The sequence below is a fragment of the Paralteromonas sediminis genome (genome assembly GCF_003820355.1).
GTDB lineage: Bacteria > Pseudomonadota > Gammaproteobacteria > Enterobacterales > Alteromonadaceae > Alteromonas_F > Alteromonas_F sediminis.
The window spans coordinates 20,845-42,054 of record NZ_RPOK01000005.1 but is presented as its reverse complement, the minus strand read 5'-3'; the positions used below and the strand labels follow the sequence as shown (position 1 = coordinate 42,054).

The 21,210-nt window shown below is 46.0% G+C and carries 22 protein-coding genes; 10 read left to right on the top strand and 12 right to left on the bottom strand.

Annotated features, from left to right (window positions below):
- The first annotated feature begins 3 nt into the window (after positions 1-3).
- Positions 4-1,437 (top strand): aldehyde dehydrogenase family protein, encoded by a 1,434-nt coding sequence (locus DRW07_RS15150; RefSeq protein WP_124028794.1) that lies wholly within the window; start codon positions 4-6, stop codon positions 1,435-1,437.
- Here DRW07_RS15150 and DRW07_RS15145 read toward each other — a convergent pair.
- Positions 1,428-1,799: a DUF2237 family protein gene (locus tag DRW07_RS15145; RefSeq protein ID WP_124028793.1), complete on the bottom strand. Its 372-nt coding sequence runs from the start codon at positions 1,797-1,799 to the stop codon at positions 1,428-1,430. The genes DRW07_RS15150 and DRW07_RS15145 overlap by 10 nt on opposite strands.
- Positions 1,800-1,906: 107 nt before the next feature.
- On the opposite strand from DRW07_RS15145, the gene ubiG reads away from it, so the two are divergent.
- Complete coding sequence (gene ubiG, locus DRW07_RS15140) at positions 1,907-2,674, top strand: bifunctional 2-polyprenyl-6-hydroxyphenol methylase/3-demethylubiquinol 3-O-methyltransferase UbiG (protein WP_124028792.1); 768 nt, start codon at positions 1,907-1,909, stop codon at positions 2,672-2,674.
- Positions 2,675-2,685: 11 nt separating this feature from the next.
- On the opposite strand, the gene DRW07_RS15135 is transcribed toward ubiG, so the two are convergent.
- Positions 2,686-3,123 (bottom strand): hypothetical protein, encoded by a 438-nt coding sequence (locus DRW07_RS15135; protein WP_124028791.1) that lies wholly within the window; start codon positions 3,121-3,123, stop codon positions 2,686-2,688.
- 290 nt (positions 3,124-3,413) lie between these two features.
- Here DRW07_RS15135 and DRW07_RS15130 point away from each other — a divergent pair, with 290 nt between their 5' ends.
- On the top strand, positions 3,414-4,466 hold the full coding sequence (locus DRW07_RS15130; protein WP_124028790.1) for a hypothetical protein: 1,053 nt from the start codon (positions 3,414-3,416) through the stop codon (positions 4,464-4,466).
- Positions 4,467-4,599: 133 nt separating this feature from the next.
- Here DRW07_RS15130 and DRW07_RS15125 read toward each other — a convergent pair whose 3' ends face one another.
- The 4 genes from DRW07_RS15125 to DRW07_RS15110 all read right to left on the bottom strand — a co-directional run bounded on the left by DRW07_RS15125 (position 4,600) and on the right by DRW07_RS15110 (position 7,664).
- The gene (locus DRW07_RS15125; RefSeq protein WP_124028789.1) at positions 4,600-4,911 is read right to left on the bottom strand and encodes a TraR/DksA family transcriptional regulator; all 312 of its coding nucleotides are present in this window, start codon (positions 4,909-4,911) and stop codon (positions 4,600-4,602) included.
- 103 nt (positions 4,912-5,014) lie between these two features.
- Positions 5,015-6,463, bottom strand: a complete 1,449-nt coding sequence (locus tag DRW07_RS15120; protein ID WP_124028788.1) for a cisplatin damage response ATP-dependent DNA ligase — start codon at positions 6,461-6,463, stop codon at positions 5,015-5,017.
- Positions 6,463-7,488 (bottom strand): ligase-associated DNA damage response exonuclease, encoded by a 1,026-nt coding sequence (locus tag DRW07_RS15115; protein WP_124028787.1) that lies wholly within the window; start codon positions 7,486-7,488, stop codon positions 6,463-6,465. Before DRW07_RS15115 ends, DRW07_RS15120 begins: the two co-directional genes overlap by 1 nt.
- Before the next feature lie 2 nt (positions 7,489-7,490).
- On the bottom strand, positions 7,491-7,664 hold the full coding sequence (locus DRW07_RS15110; RefSeq protein WP_205665411.1) for a DUF1328 family protein: 174 nt from the start codon (positions 7,662-7,664) through the stop codon (positions 7,491-7,493).
- Between the two features lie 100 nt (positions 7,665-7,764).
- On the opposite strand from DRW07_RS15110, the gene DRW07_RS15105 reads away from it, so the two are divergent.
- The gene (locus tag DRW07_RS15105) at positions 7,765-10,254 is read left to right on the top strand and encodes a ligase-associated DNA damage response DEXH box helicase (RefSeq protein WP_124028786.1); all 2,490 of its coding nucleotides are present in this window, start codon (positions 7,765-7,767) and stop codon (positions 10,252-10,254) included.
- On the top strand, positions 10,244-10,957 hold the full coding sequence (pdeM, locus tag DRW07_RS15100; RefSeq protein ID WP_124028785.1) for a ligase-associated DNA damage response endonuclease PdeM: 714 nt from the start codon (positions 10,244-10,246) through the stop codon (positions 10,955-10,957). Before DRW07_RS15105 ends, pdeM begins: the two co-directional genes overlap by 11 nt.
- Here the strand turns inward: pdeM and DRW07_RS15095 are convergent.
- Genes DRW07_RS15095 through folM form a run of 3 tightly spaced genes read right to left on the bottom strand, consistent with a single transcriptional unit; the run spans position 10,938 to position 13,574 of the window.
- Entirely contained in the window at positions 10,938-11,831 is an 894-nt protein-coding gene (locus DRW07_RS15095; protein WP_124028784.1) for a carbon-nitrogen hydrolase, read from the bottom strand. The genes pdeM and DRW07_RS15095 overlap by 20 nt on opposite strands.
- A complete protein-coding gene (locus DRW07_RS15090; RefSeq protein WP_124028783.1) occupies positions 11,821-12,870 on the bottom strand; it encodes an agmatine deiminase family protein in 1,050 nt (349 codons plus the stop codon). The genes DRW07_RS15095 and DRW07_RS15090 overlap by 11 nt, the downstream gene beginning before the upstream one ends.
- Positions 12,867-13,574, bottom strand: coding sequence for a dihydromonapterin reductase (gene folM, locus DRW07_RS15085; protein ID WP_124028782.1), 708 nt, complete (start codon positions 13,572-13,574; stop codon positions 12,867-12,869). The genes DRW07_RS15090 and folM overlap by 4 nt, the downstream gene beginning before the upstream one ends.
- 117 nt (positions 13,575-13,691) lie before the next feature.
- Between folM and folE the strand changes: the two genes are divergently transcribed.
- The gene (folE, locus tag DRW07_RS15080; RefSeq protein ID WP_124028781.1) at positions 13,692-14,378 is read left to right on the top strand and encodes a GTP cyclohydrolase I FolE; all 687 of its coding nucleotides are present in this window, start codon (positions 13,692-13,694) and stop codon (positions 14,376-14,378) included.
- Between the two features lie 10 nt (positions 14,379-14,388).
- Here folE and DRW07_RS15075 read toward each other — a convergent pair whose 3' ends face one another.
- Positions 14,389-14,631: a hypothetical protein gene (locus DRW07_RS15075; RefSeq protein WP_124028780.1), complete on the bottom strand. Its 243-nt coding sequence runs from the start codon at positions 14,629-14,631 to the stop codon at positions 14,389-14,391.
- A gap of 65 nt (positions 14,632-14,696) precedes the next feature.
- The gene (locus DRW07_RS15070; protein WP_124028779.1) at positions 14,697-15,629 is read right to left on the bottom strand and encodes an aldo/keto reductase; all 933 of its coding nucleotides are present in this window, start codon (positions 15,627-15,629) and stop codon (positions 14,697-14,699) included.
- A 45-nt stretch (positions 15,630-15,674) separates the two neighbouring features.
- Between DRW07_RS15070 and DRW07_RS15065 the strand changes: the two genes are divergently transcribed.
- The gene (locus DRW07_RS15065) at positions 15,675-16,205 is read left to right on the top strand and encodes a lipocalin family protein (RefSeq protein ID WP_124028778.1); all 531 of its coding nucleotides are present in this window, start codon (positions 15,675-15,677) and stop codon (positions 16,203-16,205) included.
- A 138-nt stretch (positions 16,206-16,343) separates the two neighbouring features.
- On the top strand, positions 16,344-16,844 hold the full coding sequence (locus DRW07_RS15060) for a DinB family protein (protein WP_124028777.1): 501 nt from the start codon (positions 16,344-16,346) through the stop codon (positions 16,842-16,844).
- Between the two features lie 8 nt (positions 16,845-16,852).
- Here DRW07_RS15060 and DRW07_RS15055 read toward each other — a convergent pair whose 3' ends face one another.
- Complete coding sequence (locus DRW07_RS15055) at positions 16,853-18,493, bottom strand: lysophospholipid acyltransferase family protein (protein WP_240630678.1); 1,641 nt, start codon at positions 18,491-18,493, stop codon at positions 16,853-16,855.
- A gap of 254 nt (positions 18,494-18,747) precedes the next feature.
- On the opposite strand from DRW07_RS15055, the gene pyrC reads away from it, so the two are divergent.
- Positions 18,748-19,779, top strand: a complete 1,032-nt coding sequence (gene pyrC, locus DRW07_RS15050; RefSeq protein WP_124028775.1) for a dihydroorotase — start codon at positions 18,748-18,750, stop codon at positions 19,777-19,779.
- Positions 19,780-19,798: 19 nt separating this feature from the next.
- A complete protein-coding gene (locus DRW07_RS15045) occupies positions 19,799-21,145 on the top strand; it encodes a DEAD/DEAH box helicase (protein WP_124028774.1) in 1,347 nt (448 codons plus the stop codon).
- Positions 21,146-21,210: the final 65 nt, after the last annotated feature.

Sequence of the window (21,210 nt, the reverse complement as noted above, 5' to 3'; positions counted from 1 at the left end):
CCAATGTTGCAATCAGCGTACCCCTACTATCTTGCTAACGAAGCGGTTTTTGCTAATAAAGATCTGGCAGTCACAGACAAGTATACAGGTGAAACTGCTAGCTACGTCGCCAAGGCAGATTCAACAGCTATTGATAAAGCGATAGCGGCCGCTGTCGCGGCGCAACCTGCCATGACAGCATTGCCCCCCTATGAACGTCAGGCAGTATTGGAACATTGTGTTAAACGCTTTAGGGAGCGCTTTGACGAGATGGCAATGGCATTATGTATTGAAGCGGGGAAACCCATTAAAGATGCCGAGGGCGAGGTAACGCGTCTTATTGATACTTTTAAAATCGCTGCTGAAGAAGCGGTGAGAATAGATGGCGAAGTACTCAACCTAGAAATCACGCCCAGAGCCAAAGGCTATCAGGGAATGACCAAAAAAGTCCCGATTGGTCCATGCTCATTTATTTCGCCATTTAACTTTCCGTTAAATCTGGCGGCACATAAAGTCGCACCCGCCATCGCTGCAGGTTGTACCTTTGTGCTTAAGCCAGCCTCGCGCACGCCCATTGGTGCCTTGATCATTGGAGAGATACTTGCGGAAACCCAATTGCCCAAAGGTGCTTTTTCAATACTACCTTGCAGTCGAGATGGGGCAGACCTATTTACCGAAGATGAACGACTTAAATTACTCAGCTTTACCGGCTCACCCGATATAGGTTGGGCGCTAAAAGCACGAGCGGGTAAAAAGCCCGTTATTTTAGAGTTAGGTGGTAATGCTGCTTGTATTGTCGACGAAGATGCAGACCTTGAAGACGCCATAGAGCGTATCGTATTTGGTGCTTACTATCAGTCTGGTCAAAGCTGCATAAGCGTGCAGCGTATCCTTGTGCATCAATCTCGCTACGATGAATTTAAACAGTGCTTTGTAGACAAAGTTAGCGCTCTAAAGTCAGGCGACCCTAAAGACAGAGATACCTTTATTGGGCCCATGATTGCCGAATCTGAAGCTGAAAGACTCAAACAGTGGATTGATGCGGGTGTGGCTGCAGGTGCAACTTTATTGTGTGGCGGGCAGCAAAAAGGTGCAATGCTTGAGGCAACTGTGCTTGAAGGCGGCCCCTTAAATACAGATATCAATACAGAGGAAGCGTTTGGGCCGGTAACTGTATTGCATGCCTTTGACGACTTTGAAGAAGCGCTCGCGCAAACTAATAACAGTAAGTTTGGTTTACAAGCGGGTATTTTTACTCGTGATATTTATAAAGCACACAAAGCATGGGACGAGCTAGATGTCGGTGGCGTAGTGATTGGTGATGTACCCAGCTGGCGTGTAGACAATATGCCATATGGTGGAGTGAAAGACTCAGGTCTTGGCCGAGAAGGGATCCGCTGGGCCATTGAGGACATGACGGAAACGCGGTTGATGGTAATACGAACGCCTCAGACCTGATGGGGTTCAGCGGCGTATTGCTCCAGTATTGCCAAGGGGATAATATCGAGTGCCTTAACATGTGTAGCATTTAAATCGACGAGAGGGGCTACACCGGCCTGATAGGCTTCCCACCATCGGGAGGCACATAAACACCACTTATCCCCTGCTTTTAGCCCAGGAAAACTGTACTCTGGCACGGGTGTAATTAAGTTATTGCCGCGTGAATAAGAGAACTGTAAAAAGTCGTGGGTCATAATGGCACAGACACTGTGATTACCAATATCACTTTCTGGTACATAACAAAACCCTTCTCGGGTAAAGCCTGTGTTACCACAGCACAGCATAAGTGGTTTTCCGAAAACGTTGGTAGCGTTAGGCATAATTTTGATACTGTCCTCTTTCTTTTACATTCTAATCATAAGGCCTAAAGCGATCGAAGCTTAACCTTAACGAGTAAATAACTTATAAAACCTGTAAACTTCCCAAAATGTTAGACAAAAGTACACTGAGTAAACCTCTTTCAGACAATAAGACAATAGATCCGACCGAGGTAGCCAAATTCGATAAGCTGGCCCGAGAGTGGTGGGATCCGCAAGGTAAAATGAGAACGGCGCTTGAGTTTAATCGGGCTAGACTTGGGTATATTAAGCGTTCCATCGAGTCTCATTTCACGTTAGACGACAAGACCGCCATACCTTTACATGGGATCAGTATCTTAGATGTCGGGAGTGGTGGAGGCTTAATAAGTGAACCCTTGGCAGCGCTGGGCGCAGATGTCACAGGCATTGATGCCAGCGCTGTCAGTGTGGAAGTGGCCAAACGTCATGCTGCGCAAAGTGGGATAACCGTTGACTATCAGCACACCCTGTCAAGTGAACTGGTTAAACAAAAACGCAAATTTGACGTAGTGATCAATGCAGAAGTTGTCGAGCATGTAGCCGACCAACAGCAACTGATTAATGAGTGCTGTCAATTGGTGAAGCCCCAAGGCCTTTTGATACTCGCCACGTTAAACAAAACACTAAAGTCATTCATAATTGCCATTGTAGGGGCTGAATACGTTATGCGTTATTTGCCCATCGGCACGCACGACTGGCAGTACTTTGTTAAACCGGAAACATTGCAGAGCTGGACTCAAGCGCACCAATTTTCTTTGCTGAGCCAAACGGGCATGAAGCTGAACCCTTTTTCTGGGAGCTGGTCGGAAAGCAGCGACATGTCGGTTAATTACATACAGAGCTATTCAAAAGTGTAATTTGGCTAAGCTTAACTCTGACCAGAAACAGCAAGTCCGAAAACAATACAAAGCAGTAATGAAAAACCTGTAGCACATGCTAGTCCAGCAGCTCTCGCACGCCCTCCTTTAGCTTGCATCATTGGATCGTCAACTTTCCTGTACCCCGCTTTCAGTATGAATGTTGCGTAAGAAGACATGCTTTTTAATTCATCAAAAGTGTAGATATTTTGGATATTAAGGCCAGATCCGGTGGCGTGTACCCTTACACTTGAGCTTGATGATTTGGGAAAACGCCAAAAAAGGATATGAATAACGGGATGACCCAGATGCTCATACAAAGTGGGATGTTTATCAGATATGTACTGTATGAACTGAGTAACAAAGATTAGCCAAGACATCGCACTGATAAATGAAAGGGCAAAAATAGGAAAAAAGATATAGTAGATAACAAAGTCAAAATCACTCATCTAGCCACCCTTTTAATAAAGTTTGCCATGATTGTGTAACTGTTCTTATGTATTTAGATGCTCACCTAAAGAACGCAAGGTGTAATCATCAATCGCAAATTTAGAAACGTAAGATTATGAAATTATGGCTCAATTAGACAGGTTTTTCCCGAAAAAGGTCTTGTTGCGCTATCTACTTTGTTTACTTCAGGGAATCACAGACCCTAGTTCAGAGCAAAGAGGAAATTGACTTTATTCACATCTTATTTTATCGTTTTCGCGTTAACCTGTTGAATTAATAAAGGATTGTAATGAAACGGTTATTCGTAGTCACATCTGTTCTATTTGTCTCACTATTAGCCCCCGTTTTGTCTCAAGCAAGTGAATTGGTTGAGAAAAAGCTTTTTGTATGTAACACCGTTTCCCCTGTTAATAACGAAAGTTGCTCAACGTACAGCGTTCAAAATTTATCTAACCTTGCTGCGGTATCACTTTATAGCAATGGCTCTAAACGCGTTGAGTCGGCTATCACTGAGGTTACGATATTGGTTGTAAATGCGAGTGCGGCTAGTTCTACATTTTATTCTTTCATCAGAAGCTCTTCAGGCTCGATGGTCTCATATCAAATCTTGCGGAATGGACCAGACGAAACGGAAATTGTGGATTCAGTATTAGAAGCTGAAAATTTTTACGAAAGAGTAGAACAAGAGCTTACCTTCAACGTGTCTGCGAGGGGAAATGCAACTAGTCTCTCAGGTGAAAGCCTAGCCGCATTTTCAAATGCGGGTGCTTATTCGTCATCTTCATCGAATCCAGTGGGTGACGTCTGCCCCAGTGCGATTGCCTATGAGATCAACATGGTTTGTAGTGGGGCTCTGAATACACACTTGGATGATATGAATGAACAAGTCGATTCATATTTGAAAACGTTTACAGAGGCCATGTCTAGACTCAATATTTCCCTGGCAGTCAAAAATGTTAATATCAACCCATTCTTGAACGACAAGTGGAAGACGAAGTTCAATTTTAGCGATGGATCTGTGCTGATTTTAGATATTGAGCTGGGTCAAACTCTCGGTATATCAGTAAATCAATTCGAAAGTTCATTGGCCAATGGAACTCAATTTGATAATTACATAAGAAATAAGAACGACATTTATGCTCTAGATGGAGGTCGATTTTCTGGCGGTGAAGCAAAAGCCATCTTTCGTACATTAGGACTTGAATGCTCCTCGATATTACATAGTTTCGGATACGATAGAGAGTATTTAATAACAAAAACAAAAGATGGAAGAATAATCGCCGTTGAAATGATTGACGAAACCCCTACCACAATTGATGGCCATATTGGCTGCGACTTATAACTTAAATCCGTTATCACGCTATACCTGAAGTAAATTACTGAACAGAACCTGTTTCAAACCTCACGTGACGGTGGCACCTGAAAGAATGTGCCGCTGTCAAATTGAGTCTAAGCTAGTACTAATTATTCTACTTTCACGCAGCGCATTGGCGACAGTGAGTTGCATATGGCACCGCAGTTAAACGTGCTTCGGCGATATCTGCACCGCACTTCTCACACACACCGTATTCTCCTGCGCGCAGTCTAACTAGAGCATGCTCAATCTGTTCAAGTTCGAACTGCGCCTCATTCTTGAGATTGTGTAACACATCATCGTTCTGACCGCCGGTTACCTGTTCTGAAAACTTGCTGCTGGTTTCGCGACTATGAAAATCCTTATCGATTTTATTGACTCGCTCAGTAAGTTCGGCCCTAAGTGCAAGTAGCCTTTCTTCTTGAATACCCATGTGCATGTCCTAAATTTGCAGTTATCTTTCAGTACGATTGTATTCAAGGTAGGCTATTTGTAATTGATTTGTATCAATTATACGGTCAGTTCTACTCACGCTATTATCTGGTTGTTATAAGACGTCTTACGGTGTCCAACGTGTCTGCTTCATTCGCAGGCTTGTCCCAACGGATGCGATGAATACGGGGAAAACGCAGCGCTAGCCCCGATTTGTGGCGTTTTGACTCGTGTACTGAATCAAAGGCTATTTCAAATACCAGCGCCTTTTTTACTTCTTTGACAGGGCCAAAATGACCTACAGTGTTCTTGCGCACCCATGTATCCAGCTTTTTCAGTTCTTCATCAGTAAAGCCCGAGTAGGCTTTGCCAATGGGCAATAGCGTATCACCTTGCCACGTACCAAAGGTGTAATCTGAATAAAAAGACGATCGCTTCCCATGGCCGCGCTGTGCATACATGATAACCGCGTCGACAACATAAGGGTCACGCTTCCATTTATACCATTGCCCGCTGGGCCGACCGTTGACATAAACACTGTCGAGACGCTTTAACATTAGCCCTTCAATGTGCGGATGTGTAATCGCGTGTTCGCGTAACTGGACACAGGCGTCTTTGTTGGTCACAGTAAACTTTTCTGATAAGTGGAGCCTAGGGTGTCGTTTGCCTTCAAACCAAGCGTCGAGTTGCTTTCTCCTTTCTGATAAAGGCAGAGACGTCAGCGTATTCCCGTCGAGTGTTAATGCGTCATAAACAATTAAATGAACGGGTAGCATCTCCATTAAACGCTTGCTGGGCTTCTTTTTGTTGAGTCTTTGCTGCAAATCATTAAAAGGCGCGACCTTACTGTTCAGCATGACGACGAGTTCACCGTCTAGGCGTCCATTGAGTTCAACGGAATCCAAGAGATCACCGAATGAATGGCTAATATCATCGCCCGTGCGGCTATACAGAGCTTTTCCTTTGTCGCTAACGTCCGGTATTGGGGCGTGGCCATCCAACCAGGCCATTAAGTCGGTGTAGGGTGGAGTAAGACCATGCCAAATACGTTCAATATCACTCACATCTACATTGCCGTATTCAGCCAAACACTGTTTCAATGCTCTGGCAGACACACCGACACGTAAGCCCCGCGTACCGAGTTTGAGGAGAGCCCAGCGCTGAGAGGCGTACATTCTACTGAGATAGCGTGTCAAAAGCGTCGGCACTTCAGGCTTTTTACAGTGAGTGAATTGCATCACTATCTCATGCAAGCTCGGCAGTGGTTCATCGCTATTGATGCTATGAGGCCACAGATGCGCCACCGTCTCGCTCATCTCACCCACATAGTCATAGCTCAAAGCGAACAATGTTGGGTCAACGTGGTCGAGGATCAACTTTTTTACGGTGTTACGTTTGAAAAAATCAAAGGTCAACGTGCCTGCAATAGCAGCAATGGCCCAGCCTCGGTCGGGGTCGGGTGTTGCGTGCAGATAAGCCTGAATGAGTGCAGACTTGGTTTTTGTGCTATTGGTGAAATAGAGCTGGTCGAGCAGCTGACTGAAGGCGTCCATCAACCGGTTTCCTCAGTATCTTCATAGCCGAGCAACGATAGCGCCTTCGCACGTATACCCATTTTTTCAATCTGATGGATAAGTGCTTCTTCTCTGCCATGTGTGACCCAGACCTCGGGCGCATCGACCTCTTTAACAGTTCTGAGCAGCTCCGGCCAGTCGCAATGATCAGAAATAATAAGTGGCAGCTCTGCCTGCCGCTGTTTTGAACGCGCTCGGATTTGCATCCACCCTGAAGCCATAGCTGTGCGAACATTTGGTAGTTTTCGAGACCACCGGTCATTCAACGCCGAGGGTGGAGCAAGCACAATTTCGCCCGCCAGTGACTTTTTATTCGCCACCTCACTAACCGGGATGAGCTCACCAAAGTTATGGCCGTATTCGCGATAGAGCGCACACAGATTTAACAGCGCACCATGCAGATAAACGGGTTTGCTATAGCCCAATTGACGAAGCCCATACAGTACACGCTGACATTTTCCCAAGGCATAAACCCCTACCAAGTGACAGCGTTCAGGAAAAGTGTCCAAACTGTGCAGCAGTTTTTGGATTTCGTCTTTCAACGGGGGATGTGTGAACACGGGTAATGCAAATGTTGCTTCTGTGACAAACACATCGCAGGGCGTCACGGCAAAGGGTTCACAGGTAGGATCGTGACGTCGTTTATAGTCACCGGCAAATATTATACTGTTGCCCCGATAGCTGAGTTTTACTTGCGCTGAACCCAATATGTGCCCGGCTGGGTAAAGGGTAAGTTTGACGGGATCGGCGTCCTCACCAAGTTGATAATCCTCTCCATACTTCAATGCGACCGCGTCTTTTGCCATTTCTTCGCCGTATCGCACGCGCATGATATCCAAGGTGGCCTTTGTAGATACTACGCAATGGTGACCGGGGCGTGCGTGGTCAGCATGACCATGAGTGATTATCGCTCTAGATACAGGCTCCAATGGATCTATGTAGGCGTCGGCGGGATGACAATAAATCCCCGCGTCCCGCACTGAAATCCATTCTTTAGGGTGCAAGCTCAACTCCGCTTCAAAAGTTTGATGCGAATGTAATTAGCAATGGTGAAAATTATAAATACACCAACCAGAATCTTTGCTACTAGAACTGCATCACTCGCAAAGTCTTTGAAGCCAAAAATTGCGGCGGTGATGGCAACAATAAAAACGACAATGGCGGCATTTAACACAGGCATGGCGACTCACAATAACAACATCCACTCTTTTCTACGCACAAATTGTTACCAAGTTCACCGTAAGCCGCATTGATAAAGCAATAAAAAAGAACTCAAGCGCATGTTGAGAAGTATACAGGGCATGACAGCAAAAAAATCAAAACTCGCCTCTATCCCCAGAGTATTTAGCCGGTGGTTCAGCCAGCGTGGGTGGTCTATACGCGACTACCAAAAAAGTATGATTGCTGCGGCTGAACAAGACCACGCTACTTTGCTTATTGCCCCCACAGGTGCGGGTAAAACCTTGTCGGGCTTTTTGCCGTCATTAATTGACTTGTACAAGCGCCCTCAAGCAGGCCTGCACACACTTTATATCTCACCACTCAAAGCCCTCACCCAAGACATTCACCGCAACCTGACGGTTCCGGTAGAAGAGATGGGGCTTGATGTCAGCATTGAAACGCGAACAGGAGACACGCCCTCACACAAGCGGCAAAGGCAGCGTCGAAAACCGCCCAACATTCTGTTAACTACGCCAGAATCACTGATGCTCATGTTGTCTTATGCAGATGCAGACAAGCTTTTCGGCAATGTGAAAACCGTCATCATTGATGAAGTACATAGCCTGGTAGGCAATAAAAGGGGAGACTTCACGGCTCTGGCTTTATCGCGTTTAACGGGGTTTCAGAAAACATTGTATAGAGTGGGATTGTCAGCGACCGTGGATGCGCCAGAGCAGGTTGCCAAATGGTTAGGTCCATCAGGCCAACCAGCCAATCTAATTGAAGTGCCAACCCCTTCAGTGCCAGTGGTGAAATTGCTCAGCGTCAATGCGCGTATTCCCTTTGGTGGTTTTATGGCGAAGTATGCGATGGAGGCTATCTATCAAAAAATTGCTGAGGCAAATACTACGCTGGTTTTTGTGAATACCAGAGCTCAGGCCGAACTCATTTTCCAGATGTTGTGGACCGAAAACACACAAGCCTTGCCGATTGCGTTGTATCACGGATCGCTGAGTAAAGAGCAACGTCGCAAGACCGAAAATATGATGGCAAGTGGTCAGCTTAGGGCTATTGTCGCTACGTCTGCACTGGAATTGGGTGTCGACTGGGGCGATGTTGATTTGGTTATTCAGGTGGGGGCCCCGAAGGGGGTGAGTCGGCTGTTACAGAGAATAGGACGTTCTAACCACCGACTAGAAGAAGCGAGCAAAGCCTATTTAGTACCATCAAATCGTTTCGAAGTACTGGAGTGTCAGGCTGCGATAGATGCAATAAACCAAGGCAAACTTGATGGTGACCCTATGCATCCTGGTGCCTTAGACGTTATTCCGCAATTCATAATGAACTGCGCTTGCCACCAGGCTGTGTGTCCTGAACAGTTGTTTCAACAAATTACCCAAGCTTATCCTTATCGCGATTGCCCCAAAGATTACTTTGATAAACTCTGGCAATTCACCGTGGATGGCGGTTATGCACTTCGGGCTTACGACAGGTACAAACGATTAACACAGGACGATCAGGGCTGCTTCGCACCGGTGTCAAAACGGGTAATTCAGCGACATCGTCAGAATGTAGGGACCATAGTCGAAGCAGGCCGGCTAAAAGTTAAGCGCATAAGGCGAGGAAATCAGGGCAAAGTGATTGGTGAGGTTGAGGAATATTTTGCCCAGCAGCTGGTACCGGGTGACACCTTTTATTTTGCTGGTGAGATATTGCAATTTGAAGCCATTAGAGACATGCAGGTGCACGCCAGACCAAGTAAAGCAAAAGACCCCAAAATACCTAGCTATGTTGGGGGACAAATGCCGTTAAGCACCTTTTTAGCTGATGGTGTACGCGCGTTGTTAAATCAGCCTGAACGACTAGCGCGACTGCCCGAGCAAGTGCAAGAGTGGCTGATACTGCAACGGGATTTTTCTCAGCTTCCCACTAACAATCGGGTATTAGTTGAACAATTCCCGTATCGAAAATCCTACTACACGCTGTATTATACGTTTGAAGGACGCAAGGCTAACCAAACACTGGGAATGCTGATCACCCGGAGGATGGAAAAACGCAAATTAAAACCACTGAGCTTTAGTGTAACGGATTATGGTTTGTCCATCTGTGCCCTGAAGCCTCTAAACCAAGAGGATATTCTGGCCCTATTTCAGCCAGATATTTTAGGTGATGAGCTGGAAGACTGGATGCTGGCTTCCCCCATGTTAAAGCGCGCATTCAGGCAAATTGCTGTGGTCAGTGGTTTGACAGAGCAGCGTTATCACAGCGCTCAAAAAACCATGAAACAAGTCACTTTTTCTACCGACCTAATTTACGATACCCTACGGGAATATGACAGGGATCACATTCTATTAACCGTAACGCGAGCAGAAGCTGAAAGGGAATTACTTGACCTGAGCAGACTGGCAGATACGTTAATCCGTTTTGTGGGTAAAATAGATTTTCAGGATTTGCCCAATGTTTCTCCCATGGCTATTCCCATTGTATTGGATGTAAGAAGTGAGCAGGTAAAGGGTGCGACGGCAGAGGCGTTTGTCGAGCAGGCTAACCTCTACGCTGAAGCTGAAGCGATGCTCGATGAAGTAAAGGCGTTATTAAGTGGCAATTAATGCAAGATGGCTGGCAGGAATGGTTGAAAGCCGGCAGGCCCTACCGTTTAAATTCGCAGGTCAGGTGTTTATTAATGATGGGCGTAATGCTGTTTACTGGCCTGGGCAAGACGTGCTGATTGTCTCTGATATGCACCTTGAAAAAGGCAGCTTTTTGGGCAAGTTTGCTAACCCGATTCCTCACTATGATTCGCGCAAAACACTTGAGTTATTAAGCGCGTTAATTGCCGACTATTTACCCGCCACCATTGTGTGTCTGGGCGACACCTTTCACGATAATGCCGCATTTTCGAGAATGCAGCGAGCCGAGTTAAACCAGTTGTTTCTGCTTATAGAAAAAGTGCCTAACTGGATATGGATACTGGGTAATCACGATCCTAAACTTCCTCAGGAGCTGGGTGGCATACAAACGCTTAAATGGTGTCGAGAAGGCATCCTTTTCTTGCATGAGCCAGACGAAACTATTGAGCCACAAATGATCGGTCATTTTCATCCCAAAGCACAGGTGAAAGAAAAGCGAATGACCCTTCGGGGGCGCTGCCTGGTGCATTCACAACAATTACTTATTATGCCGGCTCTTGGGCAATATACAGGGGGATTGACAGTGGAAGATGAAGCCATCGCGACCTTACTCGACAAGACGGCTTCCGGTTACATTAACTATGAAGGTAGGGTGTTTCCGTTTAATCTCTCCAACGTTTGACTAAGTCATCATAAGCGTCAATTCTGCGGTCGCGGAAATAGGGCCAAATCCGTTTTACTTGCTCAGTCCTGTTCATGTCCAGCTCTACCATCAGGGTGGTCTCTTCTTCCTTACCTGCCTGGGCCAGTACTTCACCCTGAGGACCTGCAATAAAGCTCTGCCCCCAAAATTGGATACCCGGGTCGTTCGCCACGGGTGAGGCCTCAAAGCCGGTGCGGTTGGCCACTACTACAGGGACTGAGTTAGCAACCGCATGGGCGCGTTGAATAGTGTGCCACGCATCGTGTTGACGCTGCTGTTCGTCGGGCGTGTCATTTTTATCCCAACCAATAGCGGTCGGATAAAACAATATATCAGCACCGGCCATGGCCATTAAACGCGCCGCCTCCGGATACCACTGATCCCAACATACCAGCACACCCAGTTTACCCACACTGGTTTGTATGGGCTCAAATCCCATATCACCTGGTGTGAAGTAAAATTTTTCATAAAATCCTGGATCATCGGGTATGTGCATTTTGCGGTATTTACCTGCGATGTCTTTACTTCTGTCAAAAACAACCGCGGTGTTGTGGTAAAGACCCGACCCGCGCTTTTCAAACAGTGATGTCACCAATACGATATTGTGCCGCTCCGCAATTTCACCAAAGTAGTCGGTTGCCGGGCCAGGGATGGGTTCAGCTAAGTCAAACGCGTCAGTGTCCTCTTGTTGGCAGAAGTACAAGGTACTGTGCAACTCTTGTAATAAAATGCATTCACAGCCTTGTTTTGCTAATTCTACAATTGCCTGAGCACTTTTTTTCCAGTTAACAGCTTTGTTGTTATCAGCCACCGATTGCTGTACTAGCCCAATTTTCAATTTATCAGGGCGCATAGATACACACTCCATTATTTACTGCGGCTACTACTTCATCGTTAAGTGTACCGCGGGGAACTTGCATGGTGATGCAGTGTAAGCTCCCAAATTGATTTATTAAAGTTGAACAATCGACATCAACAATTCGATAGCCCGGGTAAGCGTTCCTTATACTGCGCAGCGCCTCAGCGTCTTCACGTTGATTGTAGACAGGGACTAAAACTGAGTCGTTGCATATCAGATAGTTAGCATAAGAAGCTGGAAGCCTGTCACCATCTTGGTTAGTTATATTTGGCAATGGTAGGGTGAATGTTTGGTACTCAGGAAAACTTGTTTTACATTCTGCTACCAAATCGCAAAGCCCCTGATAATGGGTATCTTCAGGGTTGTTGTCACAGGCTTGAATCACTATACCTTGTGATGGTGTAAAGCGAACCAAAGTATCGATATGGCCATCAGTATCATCGCCGTCCAAATGCCCGTTCTCAAATGCAGTAAACGAGGAGCAACCCAACATGTCAGCAAAAATATCATGATACTCCGATAGGGACATCGCACCATTGCGTTTAGGATTGAGCAGGCACAGTGAAGTCGAGATTAGGTTTCCGCTATCGTCTATCTCCAATGCACCACCTTCAGCAATGACCTGACTACTCTCCAAGGGTTTTCTACACAATGAGGCTAATACCTTCTTATTGATCATATTGTCTTTTGACGCATCAAACTTTTGTCCCCAACCATTAAAGCTAAATTCCACAGGGGTAGGGCCATCTGGGCTTTGACATGTCAAGAATGCATAGTCTCTAACCCAAGTGTCATTGTAACTTGCTTCTACAATAAGGACCCTCTGGGATGCTGTCAGCATGTCTTTTACGCGCGTCATTGATGCGTCTTTACACAGTAATATCACCATTGCGCCAGCAGCATTGATGACATCGATTAGGTTTAGATAGGTCTGTTGAGCGTCTGCTAACCAGGGAGCCCAATCTGTGTGTTTGTCTGGCCAGGCAAGTATAACTGCCTCACAAGGCGCCCATTCGGGCATGAGCTGTTTCATTTTAGATGTCTTCCGCCGTTAAGGTGTAGCGTTTGGCCTGTTACGTAGTCACTATTCAGCAAATACTCAACGGCTTTTACCGCTTCTATTGCCCCTGGCACTTTCTCGAGCAGTGACTTTTTCTGTGATTTTTCGCGGTATGCGTCATCATCCCACTCGTTAAACATAACCAGAGCAGGCGCAATACTATTCACTTTTACATCAGGCGCCAGCTTTTTCGCAAAGGAGAGTGTCAGGTTGTGCAATGCGGCTTTGCTTGCTGCATAAGCAACATGTTTGGCGCTGCCTGTCTCCTGAACATAGTCTGTCATGTGGATAATATCGGCAAATCCGTTGAACTGCCTTAAGTTGCCCTCCAGCGCCCAGTTAATCAAATACGGCGCATTAACGTGAACTTGCATCATTTTTTGCAGAATCTCAGGGCTTGCCAAATTGTCCTTCTCGGCATCCCAATCTGAAGCATTGTGAATAATACACTTCAGCACAGGAGCTTGATTGCGCACCTGTGCTATTAGGCTTTCAATGTCCTCCTGCCGTTGGAAGTCGCACTGGATCATAGTGGCGCCTTTCTTGGCCAATAAATCTACTGCCGGTTTTGCGGTGCGGTATGTTATGATTAAGGTCTCGCCTTTGTCTAAGAGCATCTCTGCAATGGCGAGTCCAAGGCGTTGTGTACCGCCAGTGAGTAGGATCGGTGAAGTCAAAATTCATTCCTGACATGCTGTATTTGAATAGCTTATAGTACCGTTCGCCGAAATTCGATTAAACCTTATATGGGTTGTGTTACGTATCAGTCTAAAAATACAACACCGGAAGAATACATGTTGTCAAAAGAAGCAGTCGTAATGCGTAGTCGTAGTGAACCGTCTCTTACTAAAGAGGCCGTTATCGTGCGCGATGCGCTTATCAGCCAAGGGCTTGAAACGCCGATGGTAGAAAATCACCTCAGTGACGAGGCGAAGCGTGCTAAGATTGAAAATGCGATGCGAGATGTAATGGAAACTTTAGGTCTGGATTTGACCGATGACAGCCTAATGGACACGCCGAATCGAATCGCAAAGATGTATGTGAATGAAATTTTTTCGGGTCTAGACTACAGCAAGTTCCCTAAAATCACGCAAATTGAAAATAAAATGCGTTTGAATCAGCCAGTGCAAGTGTCAGACATTAGTTTGACAAGCACTTGTGAACACCATTTTGTAACCATCGATGGCACTGCCAGTGTTTCATATATTCCAAAACGGACCGTTTTAGGTTTGTCGAAAATAAATCGGCTCGTTGGCTTTTTTGCACAGCGACCGCAAGTTCAGGAACGGTTAACACAGCAAGTTATGGTGGCAATCCAGGCGCTCACGGGCACTGAAGACGTGGCGGTGAGTATTAATGCCACGCATTATTGTGTAAAAGCTAGAGGGATCCGTGATAGCAATTCATACACTAAAACGTCCGCGCTGGGTGGTGTATTTAACACTGACCCACAGATGAGAAGAGAATTCTTCGAAAGTTAAGAAGGTGCGGCTACCGGGTAGCCGCGTTGGCATCACAATCAGATACAATCAAATTCACTGAATTATCAACGCCTGCTGCCGGGATGACATTGATGGTCTCTCTACAGTGAACACAACACACCAATTCCTCCTTAAGTGCACAATTTTCACCGGTAATATAAGTGTTCAAACCACCACAATGAGGACACAAAAATTCTTGTTTTACGCCTGCTAGCATGTACTTCTCCATGTAATCAGTAAGGGCACTACTCAATCCCCTAGCCACCTTAAAAGTATAGGCCGTAAACAGGAGTTCGCTAGCAATTAACACACAATTTTTTACGGCAGAGGCTTACCCAAAGCGGTAATGAGGAGTTGGTACCAGTGCTCCCTAGTTAGCCAAATATCCGCCGCCTGCATGCATGCAGTTAACCGTGCAGGGTTGGTGGTGCCCAATACAGGTGCAATCTGTGCTGGGTGGCGCAACAACCAAGCGATAACAATGGCTTCTTTTGAACAGCGGTACTCTTCGGCTAACTGCTGAACCAATTCTGCTGTTTTCATCTCTGCTTCTGAAGTGGCTGTACCACCGGTTAGTTTTCCTTGTGCCAGACTCCCCCAGGCTTGAATGCTGACCCTATTAGCCTGACAAAATGCCAACGTATCTGCGCCGTTTTGGCTCTCTCCCGTATTAAAGAATAAGCCTTCTTTAATTAAATCAGCATGTAGTAAGCTGATTTCTAACTGGTTGGCTGTAATTGGAAAGGGTAGTGAAGACTGAAGCAGTGCAATCTGAAACCGGTTCATGTTAGACACACCAACGTGTTTTATTTTACCGCTATCTATGAGTCCGCTGAGTGTCTCAGCGAGTTCATCGACCTCGACGAGAGCATCGGGACGATGTAACAACAAGGTGTCTATTTGCTCAATTTGAAGACGTTTTAGCGAACCATCTACGCTAGCTTCTATCCAGGCCTTAGAAAAATCATAGCGCCCTGGTGCAGTCTCAGACTGAAAGCGTATGCCACACTTTGTCTGAATCTGAATCTTATCTCTGAGTGCAGGCTGGGTGCGTAACACATTGCCAAATACTTCCTCTGCTTTGCCTAGTGTGTAAATATCAGCATGGTCAAACGTGGTTACGCCTTGCTCTATGGCTGTTTCAATCAAGGTGGTTGCTTTTAGTTGGTCGGCCTTACTTATTGGCGCTGTACTCCAATCTCCACCGAAACCCATGCATCCGTATATGATCTCGCTTCTGGCTCTTTGCATATTTATTAACTCACATAACTAGAATAATGAAATAGTACTCTAACTATGAAAAAGATTGCTGGCTCTTTTGGATTAATTTTTCTATTAGTGTTAACCGCGAGTTGCACTTCGGTACCCGAAGGCATAACGCCTGTTGATGATTTTCAGGTAAATAGATACCTGGGGAAATGGTATGAAATAGCGCGTTTTGACCATAGCTTTGAGCGTGGAATGTCAAATGTCACCGCGACCTACACACTTAGGGAGGATGGTGGACTGGATGTCCTCAATGAGGGGTTTATCGACAGCAAGGGGTTGTGGGAGAGTGCCGATGGCAAGGCCTACTTCGTTGGTGATCAAAGCCGAGGGCACTTGAAAGTGTCCTTCTTTGGCCCCTTTTACGCCAGTTATGTAGTGTTTGAACTAGATAAGAACAATTATTCTTACTCTTTAGTCACCGGACCTGACAGGAGCTACCTGTGGATTCTGGCCCGAGATCCAAATGTGAATGAAGCGACCTACAGGGAGCTTGTGAAGAAAGCGGAAGAGGAAGGGTTTGATGTATCTAAACTCATCCGAGTAGCCCATTCGGCATGACATTTATCTTCAGATGTGTCACCTTAATATCTGATCGCTGGCGCGTCGTATGAAAGCAATAACAGAGTTTAGCGGTCTTTACACCTATGAGAAAAAGAGCTGACAAGATAGTTAGCGTAGAATAAGGAACATAGGCACGTGACAACATCTGCCGCTACCCCACCTGTTGATAGCTTTTTGGCACCCGTACATCACGCCAATATTATCCTTAAATCACTGTCTAATGAGCAGTATGACGCGATACCGCCAGGCCCTTTTAATAGCTCTATTGGTGAACATATTCGTCACATTCTTGATCATTACCAAGCGCTTATGCTGGGTTTAGGCGCGGCCTACATTGATTACAACCAACGTGCTCGGCACTCATCAGTGGAATCGGATCTCTCAATGGCATTAACGTATTGGGAGCAGGTGAGTGAATGGTTAGCAAACTTGTCTGAGCAAGAGCATGAGAAAAAATTGAAAGTCGTCACTGAGCACAACACAGTATGGTCTACACTAGGGCGTGAACTCAGTTTTGTGAGCAGCCATGCTATCCATCACTTTGCATTTATCAAACAGCTTGCCGCAGCATTTGCGGTGTCGCTACCATCACATGTGGGTGTAGCACCTGCTACCTTGAAAAGCCAACAAGCATAGCCAATCAATCAGCGTGCTATTTTTTGCCAGTTTGGCCCTAAAAACTGTTTGAGTCGTTTTTCTGGTGCTTGGCTCAAATCTACACTCAAAAGCAGCCCCGGTGTGTCTGCAAAGTTTTTATCAACGCCAAGACAGTGAAATGTGGCACCTAAACTGGCGTATTGGCGAAGCAAAACAGGCAATTTCTTTTGATCTGTTTCTGTGAAGCTAAGCCAGGTGTCTAGGTAGGCAATAACATCAGTTGCCTGAGAAGCGCGTGCCAAAAACAACTGCACCTCAGGTGAAAGTGTATAGTCAAAGCTTGCATGAGGAGCAACCCTGTTAGTTTTAGTAACAGCCAAAGTTTCTATCAGCTTAATACTGCGTTTGTCGTAGAGTTTACTTAGCGAGACAGTACCATATAACACTTTGTATTGGGGGTGCCTGACCACAAACTCACCGATAGCACGCCACAGCATGAACAACCCCAAACGCGATTTTTGATATGCTGGCATTAAAAATGAGCGGCCCATCTCAAGGCAGGGTTGGCGGTGGTTAACAAACGCTTCTTCAAACGCAAACATTTGCGAAAGATAAAGCCCGGCGCTACCCGATGTGGCTAACAATTTATCGGTTTGCCCCATACGATAGGCACCTGCAACCTCACCATTTTCACCGTCAATTACAAAAAGGTGCGTGTACGTGGTGTCAAATTTGTCAGTATCTACAGGCTCACCACTGCCTTCATTGTGCATGCGGAAGACAATTTCTCGTCTTCGGGTTATTTCGTAAAGGATGTCAGGTATTTGATCTGCGGAAGCAAAATAGGCGGTCATTTTGCCTTGTGAAAACAGACATTGTGCTTTGGGAAGCGCGTTGGCTTCCAATAAGATACGCGCTTTGGGCAAGGCACTTGCAATAGGCTTTAAGTGTTGTTGTGCAGTGGTCGGCCATTCCTCAATGTACTCAGGATGATGAATGTAACTTAATGCACGGCAAAATTCACTTCCCTCATCATCGTTCATTTGACTGACAGTCTTACTAATATCGTTGGCATGCGAACAATGCAATGACACGCTTGCATTATGCTTATTGGTTAATTCTCGCGCTAGCATGAGTAATCTGAAGCGATACCAAACTTTACCTAAGCGATAAAACAACGGACTGTTTTGTCCATGAATATAAACAGGGCAATACTTGACATTAGGAAGGCTTACAAATCGGCTGATTATCCTGTTCCATTCGTGATCGGCAATTCTGCCCCGATCTTTGCGAAAGTATCCCACCCGTCCTGCTGGGAATAACAGTAAAGCGCCATCATTGAGAAGATGTTTTTTGCACGCTCTGAGAGACGGTGCGTTTTTAGGGTTGTTTGCTTTTAACGGGTTCGTAAAAATGCTCCACATGGCCATTTGTGGGAAGAGTGATAACCCTGTATTAGCCAATACTTTTATATCAGGTCTGACTTTGGTGATCACGTGCAACATGATGACACCTTCAAGCCCGCCAAAAGGGTGGTTTGCGGCAATAATGACCGGACCAGTTTTTGGGATAGTACTGGCTAGGCTGTCAATGCCTGTCAGGTTAACGTGCAGTTTCGCCAATACCTCTTTAAGAAATGTTTCGCCCTCCGTGTCTTCCAATTGATATTCATCATACAAATCGCTCATTTTCTTAATACCCAACATCCTGTCTAGTGCACTGGCGACTAATTTTTTTAAGAGAGGCGTTCGGGGAGCAGTAAGAAAAGGTTCTATGGATAACGGCATAATGTAATGGTGAATGATTGACTAAGTAATAAAGACACGGACTTTGTGCAAAAACATTCTGAGTACACCCTATTTTCTCTAATTTAAAGCACAAGGGGTGCGCAAAAAGCCCATTTCTGGCATAATTTAAGTACTATTACTCGCTTTGTATTTTTATGCAATCAATTACCCTTATTCGCCCCGATGACTGGCATCTTCACTTTCGAGATGGTGAGATGTTGAAAGAAACTGTGCCTGCTACAGCGCGCTGCTTTAACCGTGCTATTGCCATGCCCAATTTAGTCCCGCCTGTTACCAATGCAGACATGGCAATGGCGTACAAACAACGCATCCTGGATGCTGTACCAGAAGGCCAGACCCTCGAACCTCTGGTAACCTTATACTTGACTAATACAACCACGGCCGAAGATATTCGCGAGGCCAGACAAAAAGGTATAGTGGCCAGCAAACTTTATCCGGCGGGTGCAACAACCAACAGTGATGCCGCTGTAGAGGGTATTAAGTCATTGTATCCAGTCTTCGAAACCATGGCTGAAGTGGGCATGCTCTTGCTTATACATGGCGAAGTTACCGAATCGCATGTCGATATTTTTGACCGTGAGAAGGAATTCATTGATCAGTATTTGGTAGATATCACAGCGACATTCCCTGATTTGAAGGTTGTGTTTGAACATATCACAACCAAAGACGCGGCACAGTTTGTTCTGTCCAGTTCAGACAAGGTTGCCGCAACCATTACTCCACAGCATTTGTTACTGAACAGGAATGACCTGCTGGTAGGCGGCATTAAACCGCATAACTATTGCTTGCCCGTGCTCAAGCGCAATATACATCAGCAGGCGTTGCGTGATGTGGTGGCGTCAGGGGCAAACAAATTCTTTTTGGGGACGGATTCAGCACCTCATGAAAAGCACAAAAAGGAAAATGCCTGTGGATGCGCAGGGTGCTATAGCGCATGGAGTGCCATAGAGCTATACGCTGAGGTATTTGAACAGCTCAATGCCCTAGATAAACTGGAAGGCTTTGCAAGCTTGTATGGTCCTGATTTCTACGGTTTGCCGCGAAATACAGACACGATTACGCTAGTCAAAAATGACTGGACTGTGCCAGACAGTATTGCCCTGCCGACAGGAGATGACATTGTTCCTTTCTATGCAGGTCAGACTCTGACTTGGAAACTCGCTTAGCGACTGGACGGACCGTTTTTTGAACACATTTATTGAAAAGGCGCTTCAGCGCCTTAACGTTACTGCACTGACCCCCATACAGACGGAAGTGCTGGCGCAGTGGAAATCCAGCGGTGATCTGATCGGTTTGGCGCCTACAGGCAGTGGAAAAACACTGGCATTTGCTCTATCCAGCATTGCTCTTTTAGACACAGCACTATTCCGCCCGCAAATTTTAATTTTGTGTCCAACCAGAGAATTGGCGCAACAAGTAGCCAGGGTATGCCAGCATGCTGCGCAATCACTTGACAACATCCATACAGTGACTCTGATTGGTGGCGACTCTGTAGGGGCGCAAATTAAAGCATTGAAAGGCGCCTGTCATATTGTTGTGGGTACACCGGGCCGTGTTCTAGACCATTTGGAAAAGAGAAGACTGCAGTTAGATAAAGTGCATACCCGCATTCTCGACGAGGCAGATCGCATGTTTGAAATGGGCATGCGCGAGGAAGTGGCTGCCATTTTTAGTCACACTCCCAAGGTTTGCCGTACAGGCCTTTTTTCTGCAACTTACTCAGACGCCATTGCTCAGTCGGCAGAGCAGTGGCTTTCTTCCCCTGTAACCGTTGATGTGCGCGAGCAAGGGAATTCGCCAGATATCGAACAGTTCATTTATAAGACTGACGGTGGGCAAAAAGAACAAGCTGTTAGTGCCATTCTTACCGACCGCCAACCGGAAAAATGCATTGTTTTTTGTCAGACCAAAAAAGGGACCCAAGCGCTCTATGACAATTTGAAGGAGCGGGGTTTCAATTTGGTGACTATGCACGGTGATATGCAACAGAACGAACGACAGCGTGCACTGATGAAGCTATCACTGAATGCCACAAATATCCTGGTCGCCACTGACGTGGCCGCAAGAGGGTTAGACTTGCCCAAGGTAGACTTGGTGATTGCTTATGATATGAGTGAATCGCCGGATACACATATTCACAGAATTGGTCGCACAGGTAGGGCTGGCCAAAAAGGTGTGGCTATTACGCTGGCTACAGATAATGAGCTTGAGCGCGCTAAGGCATTTTGTGACAACCCTGAAAGCAGCAGAATAAACGGTGTTCAGCATCTGCGTTTTCATGCGAACCGTGTAATGACTGCAAGCAATGTGGCTATTGAAATTCGAGGTGGCAAAAAAGACAAGCTGCGAAAGGGCGATATTGTGGGCGCGTTGATTAAAGAGGCGAGCGTACCGGGTGAAGATATTGGCGATATTGTGCAAACGTCCAATACGACCTTCCTTGCGGTTGCTGTTCGCAGTGCGAAAAAAACGCTGAAGCAGTTTCGTGAGGGAAAAATCAAGGGCAGACGCTATTCCGCCGTCAAAATTTAGCTCAAACTTTGCACGCTGCCGCTTTTTGTAATTTCTTTGCTGTTATAGTGGTCTTAATTCAGTGG